This window comes from Bacteroides intestinalis, from assembly GCF_003464595.1.
In the GTDB taxonomy this organism is placed as follows: Bacteria; Bacteroidota; Bacteroidia; order Bacteroidales; family Bacteroidaceae; genus Bacteroides; species Bacteroides intestinalis_A.
In genome coordinates, this window is the sequence record NZ_QRZF01000005.1 from 145,672 (window position 1) to 168,217 (window position 22,546).

Annotated in this window: 12 protein-coding genes; 10 read left to right on the plus strand and 2 right to left on the minus strand. The window is 43.5% G+C overall.

What is annotated here, in order from left to right; all coding sequences use genetic code 11:
* Positions 1 to 67 precede the first annotated feature (67 nt).
* Positions 68 to 2,602, minus strand: coding sequence for a glycoside hydrolase family protein (locus tag DWW10_RS09095; RefSeq protein ID WP_022393015.1), 2,535 nt, complete (start codon positions 2,600 to 2,602; stop codon positions 68 to 70).
* A 981-nt stretch (positions 2,603 to 3,583) separates the two neighbouring features.
* Between DWW10_RS09095 and DWW10_RS09100 the strand changes: the two genes are divergently transcribed.
* Positions 3,584 to 4,639, plus strand: coding sequence for a glycoside hydrolase family 2 TIM barrel-domain containing protein (locus tag DWW10_RS09100; protein WP_259320453.1), 1,056 nt, complete (start codon positions 3,584 to 3,586; stop codon positions 4,637 to 4,639).
* Positions 4,640 to 4,643: 4 nt separating this feature from the next.
* Entirely contained in the window at positions 4,644 to 6,191 is a 1,548-nt protein-coding gene (locus DWW10_RS09105) for an alpha-N-arabinofuranosidase (RefSeq protein ID WP_022393017.1), read from the plus strand.
* An 89-nt stretch (positions 6,192 to 6,280) separates the two neighbouring features.
* Here the strand turns inward: DWW10_RS09105 and DWW10_RS09110 are convergent, their stop codons facing one another.
* Positions 6,281 to 10,273: a hybrid sensor histidine kinase/response regulator transcription factor gene (locus DWW10_RS09110; protein WP_022393018.1), complete on the minus strand. Its 3,993-nt coding sequence runs from the start codon at positions 10,271 to 10,273 to the stop codon at positions 6,281 to 6,283.
* 287 nt (positions 10,274 to 10,560) lie between these two features.
* Here DWW10_RS09110 and DWW10_RS09115 point away from each other — a divergent pair, with 287 nt between their 5' ends.
* From DWW10_RS09115 to DWW10_RS09150, 8 genes are all read left to right on the plus strand, one after another.
* Positions 10,561 to 11,580, plus strand: a complete 1,020-nt coding sequence (locus tag DWW10_RS09115; RefSeq protein ID WP_022393019.1) for a uroporphyrinogen decarboxylase family protein — start codon at positions 10,561 to 10,563, stop codon at positions 11,578 to 11,580.
* Positions 11,581 to 11,584: 4 nt separating this feature from the next.
* Positions 11,585 to 12,223: a corrinoid protein gene (locus DWW10_RS09120; protein WP_022393020.1), complete on the plus strand. Its 639-nt coding sequence runs from the start codon at positions 11,585 to 11,587 to the stop codon at positions 12,221 to 12,223.
* Entirely contained in the window at positions 12,217 to 12,894 is a 678-nt protein-coding gene (locus tag DWW10_RS09125) for a vitamin B12 dependent-methionine synthase activation domain-containing protein (protein WP_022393021.1), read from the plus strand. Before DWW10_RS09120 ends, DWW10_RS09125 begins: the two co-directional genes overlap by 7 nt.
* Positions 12,891 to 13,895: a uroporphyrinogen decarboxylase family protein gene (locus DWW10_RS09130; RefSeq protein WP_118420791.1), complete on the plus strand. Its 1,005-nt coding sequence runs from the start codon at positions 12,891 to 12,893 to the stop codon at positions 13,893 to 13,895. The genes DWW10_RS09125 and DWW10_RS09130 overlap by 4 nt, the downstream gene beginning before the upstream one ends.
* 44 nt (positions 13,896 to 13,939) lie before the next feature.
* A complete protein-coding gene (locus DWW10_RS09135; RefSeq protein ID WP_022393023.1) occupies positions 13,940 to 16,276 on the plus strand; it encodes a glycoside hydrolase family 127 protein in 2,337 nt (778 codons plus the stop codon).
* A 148-nt stretch (positions 16,277 to 16,424) separates the two neighbouring features.
* Positions 16,425 to 17,684 (plus strand): glucose/galactose MFS transporter, encoded by a 1,260-nt coding sequence (gene gluP, locus DWW10_RS09140; RefSeq protein WP_022393024.1) that lies wholly within the window; start codon positions 16,425 to 16,427, stop codon positions 17,682 to 17,684.
* 36 nt (positions 17,685 to 17,720) lie between these two features.
* The gene (locus DWW10_RS09145; protein ID WP_022393025.1) at positions 17,721 to 19,604 is read left to right on the plus strand and encodes a glycoside hydrolase family 127 protein; all 1,884 of its coding nucleotides are present in this window, start codon (positions 17,721 to 17,723) and stop codon (positions 19,602 to 19,604) included.
* Positions 19,605 to 19,637: 33 nt separating this feature from the next.
* Entirely contained in the window at positions 19,638 to 22,544 is a 2,907-nt protein-coding gene (locus tag DWW10_RS09150; RefSeq protein WP_182021375.1) for a glycosyl hydrolase 115 family protein, read from the plus strand.
* The last annotated feature ends 2 nt before the right edge of the window (positions 22,545 to 22,546 follow it).

Sequence of the window (22,546 nt, forward strand, 5' to 3'; positions counted from 1 at the left end):
TTTAGTATCATGCTTGTTTCAATGTTTTTTTTAACGCCCTCCTTTCTTGATCCTAAAAAGTGAATACTCATTTATTTTTATAAACTTTAAATGCTTTTTGTTCTCCTGAAACTAAACACACATTCAAAATATAAAACCCTGAAAACGTTCCATGCATCGGGAATGTGTATTCCTCATCTGTTACCTTCATATCTTCGGTCCATAACCGTCTTCCTGCCAAATCTGTAAGCTCTACCTTTGAAATATCTTCTTTACCTTTATTTACCAGAAAAAGCTGATCCCCTGAAACATATGCCGAAAGTGAATTTCCATCAATCGTCTCGATTCCGGTCTCCGGGTCCTGCCCATAATCGGAAGACTGATATTTCGAATATCTATTATTCAACTCCTCTACCTTGGACTTCGGCATAGCTTCTACTTCCTCCAGATCATAAGTACCAAAAGCATCCTTAAAACGAATCATCGGATCCAAATGAGCAGCAAAGTTCCACGTCAATGCTTCCATAATAGAATTCATTCTTCGCCCCGAACCATTGCTTACTCTTACTTGGAAAGCTTCTTGTTGTAAGCCTTCAGGTTGTCCGGGATAAAGTTCCTGTCCCAGGTTCATAGACTGTTTTGTATTGTGAGCACTGATACGTGCAACGTGGAGGTAGTGTTCTTTACCCGTCAACAGATACAGGCGATAGTACACAAATGAGGACCATGCAAAACCTAAATCCGTAGCTGAATGACCGATAGCTATAATATGTTGTCCGACAATACTTCTATCTTTAGGCCAATCTGTTTTTGCAGTCTGATCCTTTTCTACCGGTACTTCAAACATATAGCTCCAGCTTTCAGTATATGTAGCAGCTTGCTCTGCAGCAGCCAACCATTTCGGATCTTTTGTAAGGTCATAGATAGCAAGAAAACCATTGATAGCTTGCTGACCGGATTCACTGTCGATAGTCTGCGGATTGTCTACCACACAAGCCACATAGAGATATCTTTCATGAATATTAGCATAAGAAAACTCTGCAGCTTTCAAAGCAGCTGTTTTATAACGTTCATCATTGGTGGCGATGTAAAGCTCTACCAGATAACGAACAGCGCAAATAGTCAAAAATTTATTCTGATTACCTGCCGGATGTTTACCACCTACAACACTGAAAGGGTCATATTCCAGATAGTAACTACCATCCGCGTTCTGATTAGTCACCAGGAATTCACCAAACTTCTTACAGGCATTCAGCCATGAAGGGATATCTATTCCATTACGTTTGGCATAACACCATGCATTCAGTAATCCGGCCATTCCGTTACAAGCTTGACGCATAGAAGTCTTTGCCCAGTTGTCCCATGTACCCCATAGTGCAGCATAACGTGTTTTGGGGAGTCCTAAGTCTGTCAATCCTTGAGAAGCCCATAAATTCAGTACATTGTTTCCTCTTACCTTATATTCTTCATTACCGGTTTCTACACCTGCACGAAACAATGCATAGCCAGCTATAGGTTGTGAACCGACAAAACCGATTTCATAAGTGTCTCTGACTAAAGAGAAATCTGTCAATTTTACACTCCATGGGAATCCGGGACCTTTTATATCCTTATCAACTGAACTGTCCAGATAGTAATGATTAACAGTTTCAATCAATCCCCGATAAGCAGAATTCAGATTAACATCATAAATCTTTGGATTATAGAGATTGAAAGCCAGTTCCCAAGCTTCATTTACAGCATTAGCATAGTCGGAAGTTTTATCTATTTTGAAATAGACATTATAAGTATGCTTATCAAATCCTTTTGTTATGGGATGCATACGTCTGCCCATTCCTCCGGTACGCAAATCAGAACCCGGATAAGTAACTACAGCAGCAAAAGAGTCAGACTTCTTCCAATTGACAACACCCACACCACCAAACTGATAATCCGCATCGACTGTTACACCACGTGAATCGTTCAGTACAGTTTCACATTTTGAATCTTTATGTACTAAAGTGAAAGTCAATCCACTTTCTTTTTGACGCATCATCACCACCGGAAGAGGAATACGGTCTTCTCTATAAAGAAAACTCAAATCAGTAGCAACCGGAATGCCTGCAGGAATATTTCCATCTTTCTCAAAGTTACCTTTATACCAAACAGCAGGAATAAAGTATTCGCTATTCGCCAATACATCTTCCGGTGCAAACTGCAAGCCAAAAGAAGAAGAGAAGCCTTCATCATAAGGATTATCTCCCAACTCAGCAACTTTCACGTTGCGTTTCAGTTCAAACTCACCGTTTCCCTTCGCAGTATATACATCATTTATTTCAAAGAGGGTGGTGCGGGGAGTGGTAGTCAGGCGTGCCGTCAACTCTACTTTATCACCATCCTTTGTATAAGATGTATAAGTCGGATAGAAAGTATTCATCTTGACGTCAATCAGTAAAGCAGGATTCTGCTCTGTACCTGCATTAAATTCTTTGCCATAAGCAGAGAATGTAACACCATACGTGTTATCTTTCTGACGGGTAATATTCAGCGTTACTTCACCGGATGACAAAGTTGCTTCTTGTGAAAAAGCAAAAGAGCTATAGAGTAAGCAACTTAACAGGAAAAGAAGTTTTAGCGTTTTCATAATAGTACTTCGATTACAATGTAACATTCGTTTTGATGATGCAAATCTAACGGGAAATAAAATAAGAGGATATCCCTTGCGTACCAAAAAATTGCTCTAATTTGCCTATTTGCAAAATTGCCTCAAACAGCCTCCAGAAAGGGGAAAAGAGCAAAAGTGCTCTATTCTTCCAAAAAAATGCTGTTTCTGTTCAAAGAGTGATAATCGGAGGTCATGCTAGTGTATTTCGGTATAGAAACAAGGCATATAGATCCGCGTCGTCCGCGTGCCCATTGAATTCATTACCCGCTCAGAAAGGAAATAATTTATCATTTTAAACTGCTCATTTGCCTCAACTTCTTGACGTCGAAGGCGTGTTTTATAGATGACTGATTATCAGATGTGTTATAATGATAGGATCTCAGAATATGACTGAGGTATCCTATTTATACAACTGATCTCACAAATACCTTATTATATAAATATGTATCATACAGGATCATCGTTATGAACTAAAGCAAGAACCGAACCAAAGAGTATATATTATCTACAAACAATGCATACTTAAAGAATAGTCATATACCGAACCTAATTCAGTCGTATACTGAATGGCATTCAGTCCCATACTGAATAGGGTTCTGTCGTATACTGAATATCATCTGGCATATCATGATAATAACCAGGAAGTTGCAAAACGCCCTGCTACAATCAATAAACATCAACAAATTATTAAAATATCATTGCGCTTATGGGAAAGAAAGGAAGGAAACCAGTTGACGAGTTGACAAGGGAACAAGGGGCTGCGCAATGCTTCTGTGCCGCATGGAACCTTGTCCCCTTGTCAACTTGTTAACTTTCCCTCAAAACCCATCAGAAATAGATAAAAAGCACTTGTTTCCTACAGATTGGTCGAATGCTGTTGTTTTCTGAAAAATTAGCATCATTCCAAAAGGAAAGTTTCGCCTACATTTGCATCGAACTTAAATATATAATATCATGAATATGCGACGATTATTAATCTGCATTTGTGTGGCACTGACTGCCGCCATCTCCGCTACTGCTCAAAACAAAGTATGGAGTACAGAACAAGCCCAGAAATGGGGCAAAGAGAATCCCTGGTATTGCGGAGTAAACTACATTCCCGCCAATGCCATCAACTACACTGCCATGTGGGATAAAACTTCCTTCTCACCCGAAGTGATAGAAAAAGAAATGAAGTTAATGAAGAGCTTAGGTATGAATTGCGCGCGCGTAGTGATGCAATATGCGGTATATGAAGAAGACCCCGCATACTTCATACGTACACTCGACCGTTTTCTAAGTATCTGTGACAAGTACGGTGTAAAAGTAATGCCTATTTTCTTTGATGATTGTGCCTTCGGTGTCAATACAGACCCGACAGTAGGAAAACAACCCGAACCGCTGGAAGGCTGGTACGCCTGGGCCTGGTCTCCATCTCCCGGTTACTCAATGGTAGTAGATGAACGGACTCACGGTAAACTGGAAAAGTATGTAAAGGAAGTAATGAACCACTTCAAAAATGACCCGCGTATCTTTGTATGGGACTTATACAACGAGCCTACCAACACTACCATGCCGGAAAGAAGCTGGCCACTCCTCCGTAAAGTCTTCACATGGGCGCGTGAAGTGAATCCGAAGCAACCCATCACATCAGGACTCTGGAACGGAAACAAAGAGCTAAATGACTTCCTTGCATCAAACTCAGACATCATCACTTTCCACTGCTATGCTTCGAAAGAAGAAACTGAAAAAGTAATGAAAGAGCATCTTAAATTAGGTCGTCCTACCATCTGTACCGAGTGGATGAATCGTGTAGCCCACTCCACCATTCCGGAGATTCTTCCAATGTTGAAAGAAGCACATGTAGGCAGTATGATGTGGGGACTGGTAAATGGAAAAACGCAGACCCATCTATGCTGGGGACACCGTCCTGAACAATTGCCTTACACCGGAGTATGGCAACATGACATTTACAAGGGAGATTATACCCCGTATTCAGCTAAAGAAATTGAAATAATCAAGAAAACAACCAAGTAATCGCATGAAAACATTTCTATTAACCCTTGCGTTAACAGCCTCCACCTCTTTGTGGGCGCAAAGTGAACAGGCTGTCATAACCATTCAGGCAAACCAGCCCCGACAGACCATCAGTAAACACATTTACGGGCATTTTGCCGAACATCTGGGACGTTGTATCTATGATGGTTTCTGGGTAGATCCCAACATGAATGTACCCAAAGACGGACGTATCCGCATGGATATTGTCAACGCTTTGCGCGACATCAGCGTACCTAATCTCCGTTGGCCCGGTGGCTGTTACGCTGATGAATATCAATGGCGTGACGGTATTGGAGACCCAGCCAAACGTCCCGTAACACTCAACAGTCACTGGGGAGGTGTAACCGAGGATAACAGTTTCGGTACAGATGAATTCATGAAACTCTGTAAGTTACTTGGCTGCGAACCTTATCTTTCAGCCAATATGGGTACTTCAACCCCTAAAGACCTGCGCGACTGGATTGAATACCTCAACTTCAGTGGAAAAACCCACCTGACACAACTCCGCGAACAAAATGGCCATAAAGAGCCCTATGGAGTAAGTTTCTTCGGCATTGGAAATGAAAGCTGGGGATGTGGTGGTAATATGACTCCTGAATATTACGCTGAGCAATATCGTGTCTTCCAGGAATATGCACGTAATTATTCCAACCACCCCATTAAGAAAATAGCCTCCGGTCCCAACAGTGCCGATTACAACTGGATGGAAGTATGTCTGAAGAAAATACCGTCATATGCATTATGGGGCATTTCATTGCATTACTACACCATCGCTACGGGAAATTGGGGACAGAAAGGCTCTTCTACCCAGTTTGACGAGAAAGAATACTTTGGCGGAGTAAAAAATGCATTATACATGGAAACCTTAGTGAAGAACTACTCTGCCATGATGAATAAATATGATCCGGAAGAAAAAATAGCATTAGTCGTAGACGAATGGGGTATCTGGACAGATGTAGAGCCAGGCACCAATCCGGGCTTCCTGTATCAGCAGAACACCATGCGCGATGCCCTTATTGCCGCCTCTACCCTGAATATTTTCAATAATCATTCCAACCGGGTACGCATGGCCAATCTGGCGCAAGCTATCAATGTACTGCAAGCCTTGATCCTGACAGATAAGGAAAAGATGTTGCTGACTCCTACCTATCATATATTCAAGATGTATAAAGTACATCAGGAAGCCAACCTGTTAGAATCCAGTGTCAGCGTCAACGACTATCAATATGGTAATGAAAGTATTCCGGGAGTCAATGTCTCGGCATCTAAGGATGAAAACGGAAAGATCCATGTTTCTGTAGTAAACCTGAACCCTAAGAAAGCAGTACCCGCCAATGTCATTCTGAACGGCTACAATGCTAAACAAATAAAAGGAGAGATTTTGACGTCCGCTTCATACACAGATTATAACTCTTTCGATAAGCCCGACAAGATTGCAATGAAAGAATATAAAGACTTCAAAAAGGAAAGTAACGGCAATATCAGTATGAAACTGCCTCCATTAAGTATCGTAACATTAGAAATACAATAAGTTTTCAAATAAATAAGGATAGAAAGATTGTTTTTAAACTACGCAGGTCATTGAAAAGTTCTCTTTTTCAATGACCTGCGTTTCTTTTATCACTGCTTCACATGACTCTTGGCAAAGTCTTTCGGCAGCACCCCAAACTGTTTTTGGAAGCTCTTTGAGAAGTACGACAACGAGCGTATTCCCACAATCATACAGATTTCATTAATCCTGTACTCCCCTTCCAGCAACAACTCAGCAGCCTTTTTCAAGCGAATGATACGAATAAAGTCACCGGGAGTCAATTCCGTAATCCCCTTTAATTTCCGGTGCAGACTGGTACGGCTCATATTCACTTCCCGTGCCAAATCATCAATATTAAACGTATCATCATCCAGGTTCTGCCTGATAATTTCCGTCAGTTTATTCAGGAAGTCCTCATCCGCTTTATTCTGTGCCATACTATTGGTAGCAATATACGGACTATTAGCAAAGTTCTGCCGGAGTTTACTTCTGTTTTCCAGCAAATTTTTAATCTGAACCAATAGATGAGGCATTGCAAAAGGTTTCTCCATATACGCATCCGCCCCACTATTCAACCCTTCGATCTTATTGTTCAGTGTAGTCTTAGCCGTCAGCAGGATAATAGGGATATGACAGGTTTCAAGGTTTGATTTAATCTCATTACACAGTTCCAGTCCATCCTTCAACGGCATCATAATATCCGAAACAATGAGGTTTACAATATCTCCCTTGAGTACCTCCATCGCCTCCTCTCCATTATTGGCAGTGAGCACCTTGTAATATCTGCTCAACTGGACAGACAGGAAAGATTGGAGTTCTTCATTATCCTCAACCACCAGTATGGTTTCCTTAGCAGAAAAAGAATCTTCAAGCACCACAGTCGAAACTTTTTCTCCGTCAGCGATTGCATCTTCAATCAAAACATCTTCCTCGGCCTGTTGAGCATCAGCCGATGCATTGGTAGGTATTTCCACTACAAAGGAAGTATCTTCCGCCTCTTCATCCAGATACAACTGTCCGTTATGCAACTGCACCAACGAAGATGCCAACGTAAGTCCGATACCCGAACCCGGTTGCGTAGGATGAGCCCCTTTTATCTGGAAGAAAGCTTCGAAAATACGTTCCCGCATATCCGGTGGAATGGGCGTACCGTCATTCTTCACAGTAATCCGGAAAATGCGGCCATCCTCACTCACCGACAGTATAGCTTTAATGTATGTAGATGAATATTTAATAGCATTATTAAACAGATTACTGCACACCTTCGTTACCGCTTCTTCATCCACCAGTGCCATCACTGCATGATCGGGACATTCCAATATCATCTCCAGCTTCTTCCGCTTACCTGTCGGGACGAAGCGATTGAATGTATTAGCCACCAATACATTGATATTCCGTATCTTCAGAGACAATGTAAACGCTTTAGACTCTATCTTACGGAAATCCAGCAACTGATTCACCAACACCAACAACCGGTCTGTGTTCCGTTCCATTGTTATCAGGTTCTCTTTCGTTTCATGCTCATCCGGATGGGAGGTCAGAATATAATCGAGAGGCGCCTTAATCAATGTTATCGGAGTTCGTATCTCATGCGCAACATTCGTAAAGAAGTCTATTTTAGCCTTATATATTTCCTCTTTCTTCTGCTGTTCCTGATGAGCCATTTTCTCATCTACCTGCCTCTTCTTCTTCCGTACATAGAATCGGATGACACCGAAAGACATACCCAGAATCAGCAAGGTATACAGTGCGTAAGCCCAAGAGGTCCGCCACAGCGGAGGAATGATATTGATATTCACTACAGTATTCGTATCACTCCAATCATGGCCATCCCTCGAGTATTTGATATGAAGTATATAATCACCGGGAGGAATACTGTTATACGCTATTCTAAAGACATTGTCCACGTAATTCCATTTCTTATCAATCCCCTCCAGCATATAAGCATACTTCCCGTTTCCTTCGGTTGAATAATTCAATGCAGAGAAGCTGAAGCTGAAAGTAGCCTGGTCATAATTCAGGTTAATCGTATTTGCATACGGTATGGCCTTATCCAATACATGATCGGAAGTTCCTACCTGAACCTCCTGATTAAATATATAGAATCCTGTCAGGACAACGGAATACTTGTTTTCATTCGGATGGAAGTTCTTGGGATTGAAAGCTACAAAACCGTCTATACTGCCAAAATACAGTGTTCCATCTTCAGTCTTGATGCCGGAATTGTAATTGAACTGCTTACTCCGCAATCCATTAGGAAGATTATACAGTGCCTCAACACTCATCGTTTCAGGGTTGAAGTTCACCAACCCGTTACTGGTACTCAACCAGAAATGCTGATGATCATCTTCCAGAATCTTGTACACCACATTGCTGGGAAGTCCCTGCTTCGTAGTGATGCGCGTAAAGGTATCATCCGTCTCATTATAACGGCAGAATCCACCATCCTCGGATGCAAACCACAGGCGCTTTTTACTATCTTCAAAAACACAGGTAATCCGGTCGTAACAGAGGCTGTTAGGATTCTTTACATCATGGCGGAATCTCTTTATTTCCTTGGTATCCGGATTATACCTGACTACCCCGAGGTTATAAGTCGTGAACCAGATATCTCCGTTCTTATCCTCCAGGATATCGCTGATGAACATGCCATTCATAGGCATGAATACCTTGAAACCATCTATTTCGGGCACATACGTATAAAGTTCCGTAGTCGAACTCACCCAGGTAGTATTCCGGCTATCCGTATAAATGGCAAATATATCATTATTGAGGATCGAATTTGGGCGTCCATCCTTCTCGTAATGCCTGCAATGGTTTGTTTTTAAATCCAGCACATCTATTCCTTTAGTAAAGGTTCCGATCCATAACTTATCACCTACCAGATTCAGACATTGGATATTCGTAAAAGAAATATTCATCGGTTTAGTCTTATCGGATATATGTGTAAACAGCCCGGTATGGGTATCGTAGTAGTTCAACCCGTTATCTTCCGTGGCAATCCACAAATTACCCTTCCGGTCACTCACAAACTCCCTGACCCTGTAACCGCTAATAGAGTTTTTATAGGCAATGGGATAAAAGTTCTCAAAATAAGAATACTGCTTAGGAATATAGTCCACACCGCCGAAGTAACTTCCAACCCAAATACCTCCTTCCCTATCTTTAAAAAGGGCATAAATGGCATTATCAGAAATAGACAAATCATTATATGCTTCGTAAGTGATATGCTGAACTGAACCTCCTTTCAAGACGTAAATGCCACTTTCCGCACCTACCCAATACTCATCTTTTGAAATCTTTTCAATATGCCGCACATAAATATCAGAATTTCGCGACTCATCAATCCGGAGTTTCTTAGATTCTCCGGTCTCTTTATCAATAAGAAACAATCCTTTGTCCAGAGTACCCAGAAGTATATACTGTTCCTTGTAAGCACAAATAGCGGTAGGAGTATTGTCATTCCGCGCTAAAAAAGTTGTTTTATCCCCATCGATATCATATTTGATAACCCCTATATCGGGAAAGGCAAGATAAGCGGTTCCATCTTCATCCAAAAATAATGCCCGGGGAGCATAAGCTGTGTAAGGAGCAAACCTATCATGCATATTATAAAGTTTATCCTCCGATGGCTGGTAAATGAATAGTCCGTCACCGGCAAGTATCCATACCCTATCCGACTTATCAATATAAATCTTATTGATAAATCCGTCTACCCTTTCCTGCTTATCTGTTTGCTTATTGAAATTCGAGAAAGTCTCCGTAAAAGGATCATAAAGAGAAATCCCTTTATCCGTGGCTATCCACAAGGTTTTGTCCTTATCTTCAGTGATACAGTATATCATACTGTTCCGAAGTTCATTAATAGAGTCACCACGTTGGTAGACCTTAAAGTCATGCCCATCGAACCTGTTCAGACCGTTCTTGGTTCCCACCCAGATAAACCCTTTGCTGTCCTGAAACAAGCACATTACCGTATTATGTGACAAGCCAGAATTATTGTTATAATGTTTAATCTGTTGTGCCCAAAGGTTCCCCAAACAGAATATCCCCAAGAATAATATTAGTATAATCTTTCTCATAAGAATATGTTTTTCATATAGCTCGAACTACTGATGCAAATTTAGAAATTAAAATCAATTCCGGCATAAGAAGAGCATAGAATAAAGGCCAAAAGGCCCATTCTGGTCGAAAAACGCTAAAAATGGCAAAATAGTATCTTTTCAGCACCGCCTGCCCCTTCTCATTAATATATAGAATGAGTGAAAAGTGTCATTTTTTGGTGTTGTATAGCCAAGGCTTTGGGCTAATCTTCAGTATGTTTGCAGCAGGCAGAGTTAGATTTGTTAATCACTAAATTTATGTAGTTATGCAAAACTGTAAAACCAAAAGAGAAGTAATAAAAATGGTGCTGGATGGTCAAAAACCTCCTTATGTGCCTTGGTCTTTCAAATTTACGCAGGAGCCCAAAGAACAACTGCAAAAGTACTACGGTGTAGAAGATCTGGACGTAGTATTAGGTAACCATGTTCTTCAGTTAGGTAGCGATATCGGTTTCTTCGAATACCTGGGCAATGACCTGTATCAAGATGTATTTAAAGTAGTATGGGATCGTAGCATCGACAAAGACATCGGTGACGTAAAAAGTATCGTACTACCGGAACCTACCCTGGAGGGATATACATTCCCCGACCCGCTGGATCCCCGCTTCTTTGCAAACATCGAATCGGAAATAGCAGCCAAACCGGATATGTTCCGTTGTTTCCAGATCGGTTTCTCATTATACGAACGCGCATGGACCATGCGTGGCATGGAAAACCTGTTAATGGACTTCATTATCAATCCTGAGTTTGTTCACCAACTGCTGGACGCCATCTGCGACTATAACCTGGCACAAGTAGATAAGGCACTTGAATATGACATCGATGCCGTTTATTTTGGTGACGACTGGGGACAGCAAAAAGGTCTCATTATGGGATATGACATCTGGAAAGAATTTATATATCCCCGTCTGAAACGCATGTACGGTCATGTACGCGCTGCCGGAAAATATGTAATGATACATAGCTGCGGTGACGTGGACGAACTGTTCGACGACCTGGTTGACATCGGCCTGAACTCTTTCAATCCTTTCCAACCCGAAGTGATGGATGTATACGACATCTTGCCTCGTTACCGCGGACGCCTCGCATTCCATGGTGGATTATCCATGCAAAAGATACTTCCATTCGGAACCCGTGAGGAAGTAGTTGCCGAATCGGAACGACTGCTCGAACTGGGAAAAGAAGGTGGTTATATTTTCTCTCCTTCCCACTCGGTAGAAGGCGATACGCCATTTGAGAATATATTAGCATTTATCGAAGTTGCACAGAAACAATTAAAACAATAATACCATGAGCGATTTAATGAATTTAAAAGAGGCTATAGTCAACGGAAAACTGGAAGAAGCAAAAGCCATTGTCAACGAAGCCCTTGAGGCAGGAGTGGATGAACAAGAAATAATCAACAACTACCTTATCAAAGGAATGGAAGAAATAGGCGAACGTTTTGATCAGGGAAAAGCGTTTGTCCCGAACCTGCTGCTGGCAGCACGTGCCATGAAAGGTTGCCTTGAAATCCTGAAACCAAGATTAAAAGACGGATCAGGAGCTTCATTGGGAACATTGGTCATCGGAACAGTAAAAGGTGACCTGCACGACATCGGAAAGAATCTGGTAGCATCTATGCTCGAAGGCTGTGGCTTTGAAGTCATTAACTTAGGTGTAGACATCTCCGACTCACAATTCGTTGATGCCGTACGAAAGTATAATCCTCAGATCGTATGCTTATCAGCTCTGCTGACTACCACTATGAGTTATATGAAAGAGGTGATCGATACCTTGGCCAATGAAGGTTTGCGCCAAAAAGTGAAAGTACTGGTAGGAGGCGCTCCTGTAAGTGAAGAATTTGCCATGCAGATCGGAGCAGACGGATATAGTTCCAACGCCAACGGCGCAGTCATTTTAGCTAAAAGAATTTTGGGAAAATGCTAGAACAAAGGCAGATAAGAATACAAGACTTAGAAATCTCCGAAAAAGATATCTATCTGGCTATGGGGTACCGGGGAAATGTTCCCGACAGCTATGTGTGTGAACTCATAGCTGAAACATACTCCGAAATAGTACCCCTATGCCTCCCCCGGTATATGTACCGGATACAGGAAGCCAGACAGATATCCCGGCAGAAAATGGAAATCGAGGGTACCGAGTTTACCACAGGAGGCATTATCGGTTCTTATCTGCAAGGAATGACACAAGTATGCTTGTTTGTTGCAACGGCGGGAAAAGAGTATGACGCCTACCTGCATACTCTCAAAGCGCAAGATAACATTATAAAAGAATACATTGCCGATTCCATCGGAAGTGTCATTGCCGAAGCTTGTGGAATCTCGCTCGCTAAAGAATTAGAAACCGTTAGCGAGCTCTTCCATACGCTTCCCTATAGTCCGGGATACTGCGGATGGAACATCCGGGAACAGCAAAAGTTATTCTCATTCTTCCCGCCGGAACCTTGCGGAATAACCTTGTCGGATTCATTCCTCATGTCCCCGGTCAAGTCCATCAGCGGATTCATAGGCTTAGGCAGAGAGTTGCGCCCCCAGCCTTATCGTTGTGAAATATGCAACAATAAACAATGTTATAAAAGAAAGGAAAACAAGATATGAAAAATATGAAAGAATGGTGCCACAGCGTAATAGCTACTCCCGAAAGAATAGCTATCCCCATCATGACGCACCCCGGCATCGAACTCTGTGGTAAGACCGTAAAACAAGCTGTTACCAACGGAGAAACACACGCCGAAGCTATCTGCAAATTGAATGAAGTCTATCCGGCAGCTGCATCCACTGTTATCATGGACCTGACGGTTGAAGCAGAATGTTTCGGTTCGGAAATTGTATTTGCCGAAAATGAAGTGCCGAATGTCGTAGGCAGATTAGTCCACGATCATGCTTCCATCGTTGCCCTTCCGGTACCTTCCATCCAGTCCGGACGTATGCCCGAATACCTGAAAGCCAACAGATTGGCAGCAGAGAATATCACTGACAAACCTGTATTCGGTGGATGTATCGGCCCTTTCTCTTTGGCAGGACGATTGTACGATATGTCGGAAATGATGATGGCCCTCTATATGGAGCCCGACAGTATACGGCTTCTGCTCGAAAAATGCACAGAGTTCATTACCAATTATCTGCGTGCCATGAAAGAGACTGGAGTAAACGGAGTCATCATTGCCGAACCGGCAGCCGGATTAGTCTCCAATGAAGATTGCTCTTCATTCTCTTCGACTTACATCAGCCGCATTGTCGAAGAATTGCAAGATGATAACTTCATGATTGTGCTTCACAATTGCGGAAATACCGGCCATTGCACCGCCGCCATGGTTGAAACCAAGGCAGCCGGACTTCACTTTGGCAATAAGATAGACATGGTACAGGTACTACAGGAATGTCCCGAAGATATTCTGGTGATGGGAAACATCGATCCTGTAGGCATATTCAAGATGGCAACACCCGAGAAAGTCAAAAAAGAAACACTTGAACTGTTACAGAAGACAGGGAAATGGAAGAATTTCATATTATCATCAGGCTGCGATGTTCCGCCCGAAGTGCCGATGGAGAATATAGATGCCTTCTACCAAGCCTTGAACGAGTACAACCGTCAATAAAAAACATAACCCGTTCCTTCGAACGGAAAAATCTTATACCGGAAATGAAAAATATATCGCTGCTACTTCTTTTATCACTAACCATTCTTTCTTCAGCCTGCCAGTCAGAATCTGAGAAAACAGTGGTTGCCGACAAAGTCTCTATGGAAGCCCAACCGTTTCCTCTCTCCGATCTGAGGTTACTACCGGGAAGTCCTTTCAAACATGCCATGGACAAAAACGGTGAATGGCTGCTGGATTTAAGTGCCGACCGTTTACTGCATCGCTTCCGTCTCAATGCGGGTCTGACGCCCAAAGGAGAAATATACGGTGGCTGGGAAAGTCTGGGAGTCTCCGGACACACGCTTGGACACTACCTCTCAGCATGTGCCATGATGTATGCCGCCAGTGGTGACGAACGCTACAAGGAACGGGTAGATTATATCATAAAAGAGTTGGCAGAATGCCAGGATGCCCGTAAGACAGGCTATGTAGGTGGCATACCCAATGAAGATAAAATCTGGGCAGAAGTATCTTCCGGTGATATCCGTTCGCAAGGATTCGACCTGAATGGTGGCTGGGTGCCCTGGTACACGTTGCACAAACTATGGGCAGGGCTCATCGATGCCTACCGTTACGGCAACAATAACCAGGCCAAAGAAGTAGCTGTCAAACTATCTGACTGGGCTGTCAACAGTTTCGGAAGTCTGTCTGAAGAATCTTTCCAGAAAATGCTGGCATGCGAATTCGGAGGAATGAACGAATCGTTTGCCGACATGTACGCCATAACAGGCAACGAAAACTATCTGAAACTGGCTCGTCAGTTCTACCACAAAGCCATCCTCGACCCTTTGAAAGAACAACGGGATGAACTGGAAGGCAAGCACTCCAACACACAGGTACCCAAAATTATAGGAGAAGCCCGCCTGTACGAACTGACCGGTGATAAAGACATGCAAACCATAGCCACTTTCTACTGGGATCGCATTGTCAACCATCACAGCTACGTAAACGGTGGTAATAGCAATTATGAGCATTTAGGCAAACCGGACTGCCTGAACGACCGCTTGAGTCCGTTCACCTCGGAAACCTGTAACACCTACAATATGCTGAAACTCACCAAGCATTTATTTACCTGGGACCCGCAAGCCGCCTATATGGACTATTATGAACGTGCCTTGTACAACCATATACTCGCTTCACAAAATCCTGATGATGGTATGGTTTGTTACAGTGTTCCCCTGGAATCCGGTACAAAGAAAGAATTCAGCACTCGTTTCGACTCCTTCTGGTGTTGTGTAGCCAGTGGCATCGAAAACCATGTAAAGTATGCTGAAAGCGTCTTCTTCCAGTCTACTCAAGATGATGGATTATTCATCAATCTATTTATCCCGACTTCCCTGAACTGGAGAGAAAAAGGTATGAAGGTAAAACTGGAAACACAATTCCCGGCAGATCACCAGGTACGTATCACATTTGAGGGAAAATCCCAAAGGTTTCCTTTACACATCCGTTATCCCCGTTGGGCAACACAGGGAATCAAAGCAAGCCTGAACGGCAAGGAAGAAACAGTAACCGGCACTCCCGGCTCTTACTTCACCCTGAACGGTGAATGGGGAAAAGATACCGAATTAATACTGGACATCCCGATGGAACTCTACACCGTATCCATGCCCGACAACCCCAACAGAATGGGTATCTTCTACGGTCCTGTATTGCTTGCCGCACCCTTAGGAACAGAAGATTTACAGGCATATGAAATTCCCTGTTTCGCCTCTGACGCAGAGTCAATCATCAGTGCCATCCAGCCCGTCCCGGGCAAGCCTCTGGCTTTCACTGCCAACACTACTGCCAACGCCCAGCTCCCGTTGATGCCTTTCTATGCCATCCACGGTCAGAAGCATGCAGTTTATTTCGACAAGTTCTCTACACAAGAATGGACAAAGAAAGAAAAAGAATATCAGGCTCTGATCGAAAAACAGAAAGAACTGGAAGCCCGGACTACGGATCACCTCCGCATCGGTGAAATGCAACCCGAAAGAGACCATGACCTGCAAGCGGAAAATTCGAAAACAGGCGATGTCAGCGGAAATAAATACCGTGACGCCTTCAATGGTTGGTTCTCCTTCACTGTAAAAGTAGACCCGACCAAAGAAATGCAAATGCTCTGTTCCTATTGGGGAGCAGACAAGGATAAACGCAATTTCGACATCCTGATAGACGGCAAGAAATTTAAAACAATCAACTTGCAGGGCACGCACGGTCCGAAGGTTTTTGAAGAAGAGTATGCAATTCCACTCTCCTTTACCCAAGGGAAAGAAAAGATAACTGTACGCTTCCAATCACATCCTGACTGTCATGCGGGAGGCTTATTTGGATTCAGAATGCTGCAAAAGAGATAACAGGTACGTACTTACTCCTTACCTACTCCCTACCTACTCCTTACCTACTCCTTGCATATAGATAAGGAGAAGGTAGGAAGTAATCTAAGTTAAAAACAGGCTGAGTACAAAAGAGGAGTCGGATATTCTTCATTTAATGCTTAATGTTATGAATAAAAATAAAGAAAAAAACAACTTTTTATTTCCAATGGTGATTATGTCTATCCTGTTTTTCATGGTAGGCTTCATCACAACAATGAACAATTCGCTGATTGATTTTCTATCTTCCAGCAAGTGGATGCTTTCTTTCTCTGAGAAGCAATTAGTGAATACCGCGTTCTTCGGAGCTTATTTATTCTCCATACCCTTATCCTATCTGCTGAATAAGCTGGGGTACAAGGCTTCAGCCGTACTATCGCTGTTTGTGGTAGGCGTAGGGTTTATCCTGACTTATCCGGCAGTAAGCATGGGATACGTACCATTCCTGATCTCCATGTTCCTTGTGGCATCGGGCATAGCACTGTTACAAATCGTACTGAATCCTTATGTTCTGGCCTTAGGTTCGCCCAACGAGGCAGCCAGCCGCCTCAACCTGGTAGGCTTCTTCAACTCTGCAGCCACTGTTGCCGCTCCCATATTTGTAACCATGCTTATATCTGCCGAGACCATCAGCGAAACAGCCCCCGTTGAATCACGCCCGGATGCTACAAATGTGCAAATGCCGTTTTTAATTATTGCAGGGATCGCTTTTATTCTTTGCCTGCTACTCTATTTCCTGCATCTGCCCGAAATTAAGGAAGAACCGGCTGATAAGGCACACAGCAGCAGTAGCCCCTATAAATATCCGCACCTCATATTCGGTGCCATCGCCATATTCGTCTACATGGGTGTAGAAATCGGTATCCCAAGTTTCCTGCCCGATAGAATGAGAGCCTTAGGCATAGACTCAGTCAATCTGCTGGGTTACGAATTGAAAGGTACAGGCGTTTTGTCTATCTATTGGGGCGGATTGATGGTAGGGCGGTTATTCGGCTCCATCCTGTTGAGGAAAATAAAAGTGCGCACGGCTATGGTCTTCTGTTCAGGTATGGCTATGCTTTTCCTGATCGTCTCCTTGCTGATAAACAATGAAGCATCCATCATCCTGATGCTGCTCTGCGGCTTCTGCAACTCCATCATGTGGGGAAGCATCTTTAACCTGGCTTCCGAAGATTTGGGAGAACATACGAAACGGGCTTCCGGCATCATCTGCACATTTGCCATAGGCGGAGCTATTTTACCTCCGTTGATGGGAGCACTTCAGCAGAGCTTTGGAACGGATGCACTGACTATCGGTACATCGGCAGCACTGAGTTGCCTGATTATTTATTACTTGTACCTCATCCTGTTTACGGTAAAACTTTCCAGAATACGCCCACATAAGAAATAAAGTTCTATTAACAACCTGATAATTAACAATAAACTGATGAAAATAAAACTGTTAACCCTGACTGCCTGGACTGCATTAACCTTAATGCCTGTTGCAATACATGCCCAGTATCCCGGCCAGATTGAAGAAATGACAAAAGTGAAAGTCAATGTTCCTTTAAAGGCTTTGTCTTTCAACTATTCCGACGTCCGTTTATTGGACGGTCCTTTCAAACGTGCTATGGAAGTTGACCAGCGCTGGCTGAAAGAAGCCGATGTAAACCGCTTCCTGCACACCTTCCGCGTCACTGCCGGACTGGCTACAGGAGCGCAATCTTTAGGAGGTTGGGAGTCTTTGGATTGTGAGGTGCGCGGACATACTACCGGGCATCTTCTCAGTGCTCTCAGCATCATGTATGCATCTACCGGTGATGAACAATACCGTACCAAAGGAGCAGAGTTAGTAAAAGGACTGGCCGAATGCCAACAGACGCTAGGCAAAAGCGGTTATCTGAGTGCTTTCCCGGAGTACTTTATCGACCGGGCAATTAAAGAAGAAATAGTGTGGGCCCCCTTCTATACCTTGCATAAAGTATATGCCGGACTGCTCGACCAATACTGCCTCTGCGGCAACCAACAGGCTATGGACGTGCTTTTGGGAATGTGCGACTGGGCATACAACAAACTTAAGCCTTTGAATGAGGCACAACTCCAGGGCATGCTGAACAGTGAGTTTGGCGGAATGCCTGAAACGCTATACAATGTATATGCTATCACAGGAAACCCCAAGCACAAGGAATTGGCTACCCTATTTTATCATAACAGCATACTGGATCCTCTGGCAGCTCGGAAAGACAGTTTAGCCGGTATTCATGTAAATACCCAGGTTCCGAAGGTCATCGGTGAAGCACGCGGTTACGAACTGACCGGAAACTCACGAAGTGCTACGATTGCCAACTTCTTCTGGGAAGCTGTAGTCAAGGACCATACTTATGTGACAGGTGGAAACAGTGATAAAGAGATATTCAGTAAACCCGGTATCTTGTCCGACCAGCTGAGTGAAAATACCACAGAAACCTGCAATACCTACAATATGCTGAAACTGACACGCCACCTGTTCACCTGGGATGCTTTACCTACTTACGCAGACTACTATGAACGTGCGCTTTACAATCATATTCTCTCTTCACAAAACCCGGAAACAGGTGGCGTCACGTATTATCATACTCTCCATCCCGGAAGTTGCAAGAAGTTCCATTATCCTTTCCGCGACAACACCTGTTGCGTAGGTACCGGATACGAGAACCATGCCAAATACGGTGAAGCTATTTACTATAAAACGGCCGATCAAAACGGGCTTTATATCAACTTATTCATTGCTTCCGTACTGAACTGGAAGGAGAAAGAACTGACCATCCGTCAGGAGACGAAGTATCCGGATGAGGCTTCTACACAGATCATCATTGACTCGGCTCCGGAAACAGGAGTGCAAATGCCGGTCATGCTTCGCTATCCTTCCTGGGCCATCGACGGTGTGACCGTTAAAGTCAATGGCAAGAAACAGCATGTAAAGAAAGTACCCGGCAGCTATATCCGTATAAACCGTAACTGGTCTAAGGGAGATGTAATCACAATGGAAATGCCCATGTCACTGCATATAGAATACATGCCCGACACAAAGGAAATGGGTGCCATCTTATATGGTCCGATTGTACTGGCTGCCGAATTGGGTAAGACCGAGGACCCGGCTAAGAATCCCGAAGTGCCTGCATTGATTGGAGATTTCAAGAAAATAGACCGATGCATCCAGCCGGTTGACGGCAAACCGCTGACTTTCCGGACAGTAGGTATAGGACAGCCGGAAGATGTCATACTCAGCCCTCTCTTCCGCAATTATGGCCAGCACTATACGGTTTATTTCAAATTCACCGATAAAAAGTAAAGAATCAAAAGAATGATATACAAAAGCACTATTATGAAAAAACTATTTCTTCTTTTTCTGCTTGCGTATGCCTGCAACGCATTCGCACAAATAAAGATAACCGACCGGCAAAAATCGACCGCAGACTTTCCATTGCATGTCAACGGAAAGAGCTGCAATATCCAGATCGATGCTGCCGATTATGAAGTGGTAAACAAGGTGGCACATCTGTTCGCCGAAGATATCGAACGCGTGACAGGGGTAAAAGGCACGGTATCCACTTCTAAATCCGTCCAGGGAAAAGAAGCGGTTATCATCGGCACACTGGGACACAATAAGTTCATAGATGAACTGGTGAAGAAAAACAAGCTGAATGTTTCCTCCATTGAAAACGGATGGGAACAGTATGTTATCAAAGTCCTGGATAAACCTTTCAAAGGAGTGGACAGAGCTTTAATCATCGCAGGTTGCGACCGGCGCGGAACCGCTTACGGCACATTCGCCCTGTCCGAAGCAATGGGAGTATCTCCATTATACTGGTGGTCTGACGTACCTACTAAGAAGCAAAAAGCTTTATATCTGGAGACATCGGAATATATTTCCAAGGCACCTTCTATCAAGTATCGTGGTATATTCATCAATGATGAAGGTTGGGGTATCACTCCCTGGGCTGCCAAGACCTTTGAACCGGAACTCGGTGACATTGGTCCGAAAACTTATGCCAAAGTCTGTGAACTGATTCTTCGTATGAAAGGCAATATGCTGGCTCCTGCCATGCATCCGGGTTCCGGTGCTTTCAATAAATATCCCGAAAATAAGGTGGTGGCCGACAGCTATGGTATCGTAATGACTTCCTCCCACTGTGAGCCTTTACTTTTCAACAATGTAACAGAATGGTTCAAAGACTCTATGGGAGACTGGAACTACATAACCAATAAAGATGGCATTAATAAGGTGCTGGATAAACGTATATCAGAAAATGGCCCTTATGAGAATTTCTATACTCTGGCCATGCGTGGTATTCACGACAGCGGTTTAGTGGGAGTAACCAAGGATAACGAGGTAAAACTGATGGAAGAAGTGCTGAATGACCAACGGAATATACTGGCCAAACATATCAATCAGGACATCGATTCCATTCCACAACTATTCGTACCTTACAAAGAAGTGATGGATATCTATGAAAAGGGACTGAAAGTGCCCGATTATGTAACCCTGGTTTGGCCGGATGACAACTATGGTTATCTGAAAAGACTAAGCAACAAAAACGAACAGAAGCGCAAAGGCGGTTCGGGCGTTTATTACCATATCTCTTACTGTGGAGAACCCCATGATTATTTATGGATCAATACCACTACTCCCACACTTATTTATGAAGAGATGCGTAAAGCTTACGACACAGGTGCTACCCGTTACTGGTTACTGAATGTAGGTGATATCAAACCCGGCGAACTTGGCATGAAGTTCTTCCTGGATATGGCATGGGACGTGGAAAGCTTCAATTTTGAGAAGACTTACACATATGAAGCTGAATTTCTTGCAAGTATCTTCGGTTCTAAATATGAGAATGAACTGAGCGATATCTTCGAGACTTACTATCTCCTGGCATTCCAGCACAAACCGGAGTCTATGGGATGGGGATACGAATGGAACAACCACCATGACCGCGAACGGATCATCGATACAGACTTCTCTTTCATTAATTACAACGAAGCGGAAAATCGTATGGAAGAGTATGACCGCATTGCCGATAAGAGCGAAAAGATATGGAAAACGCTGCCCAAAGAATACAAGGCTGCTTACTACGAACTGGTTCACTATCCGGTGAAAGGTGCTGCACTGATGAATAAGAAGATGCTGGTGGCCCAGCAAAACCGCTGGTATGCACGCCAAGGACGCGCAGCAACCAATATGCTTGCCGATCAGGTAAAATCTTACCAGGACAGTCTGGATTACTATACAGATCAGTTCAACTCTCTGCTGAACGGCAAATGGAATCATATGATGTCCATTACTCCGGGCTGGACAGGAACTTACCAGAACATGCCTCCTATAGAGAATATCACCGTTGCAGGAGAAGCTGATATGCAGATATTCATTCCGGGACAGGATTGCACGTATGGCATGGGGGCAGTACACGCGCTACCCTGTGTGAATCCGTATACCAAGAACAACTCATTTATAGAACTGTACAATAGAGGCAGTAAACCTTTCAACTGGAAAGCTACGACTCAGGATAATTGGATTAAGCTAAACCGCACTACGGGCAAAGTAAACTTACAGGATAGAATCACAGTATCCGTGGATTGGAATAAGGTACCTCAAGGTGACGATGTTGTAGGTGTTATCGAGTTGACTTCCGGTAATCAGACAAAGAAAGTATTCGTCCCCGTCTTCAATCCGGCAAGCCCCACAGTTGAAGAACTGAAAGGAATGTATGTAGAAGACAACGGATGTGTTTCTATCAATGCCGGTAAATTCCACCGGAAAGTGGAAAATAGCGGTATAAAAATCAGAACTATCAAGGGATTGGGATACGAAAACGATTGTGTCCAATTGGGAGAAGCTACCCAGAATGTGCCCAATATGTGGTTCACTAACAAGAGCCCTAAAGCCGAATATGACTTCTATACATTCAATGGTGGCAATGCAACCGTACATGTTTATGCCCTACCCTTGTTCCCTATCGACTCCAAACACGATACCCGTTACGGTATCATGATTGATGACGGCATGGTACAATGGATGACTACTTCGGCTAAAGAATACTCCAGCCAATGGAGACTGAATGTGTTCCGTAACAGTGCCATCAGCACTATCAATGTAAATGTCGACAAGCCCGGCAAACACACCCTGAAGCTAATTTGTGCCGACCCGGGTATGATTATCCAGAAAGTAGTCATCGACTTCGGTGGAATGAAGCGCTCTTACTTAGGTCCTAACGTAACATACATAAAATAATA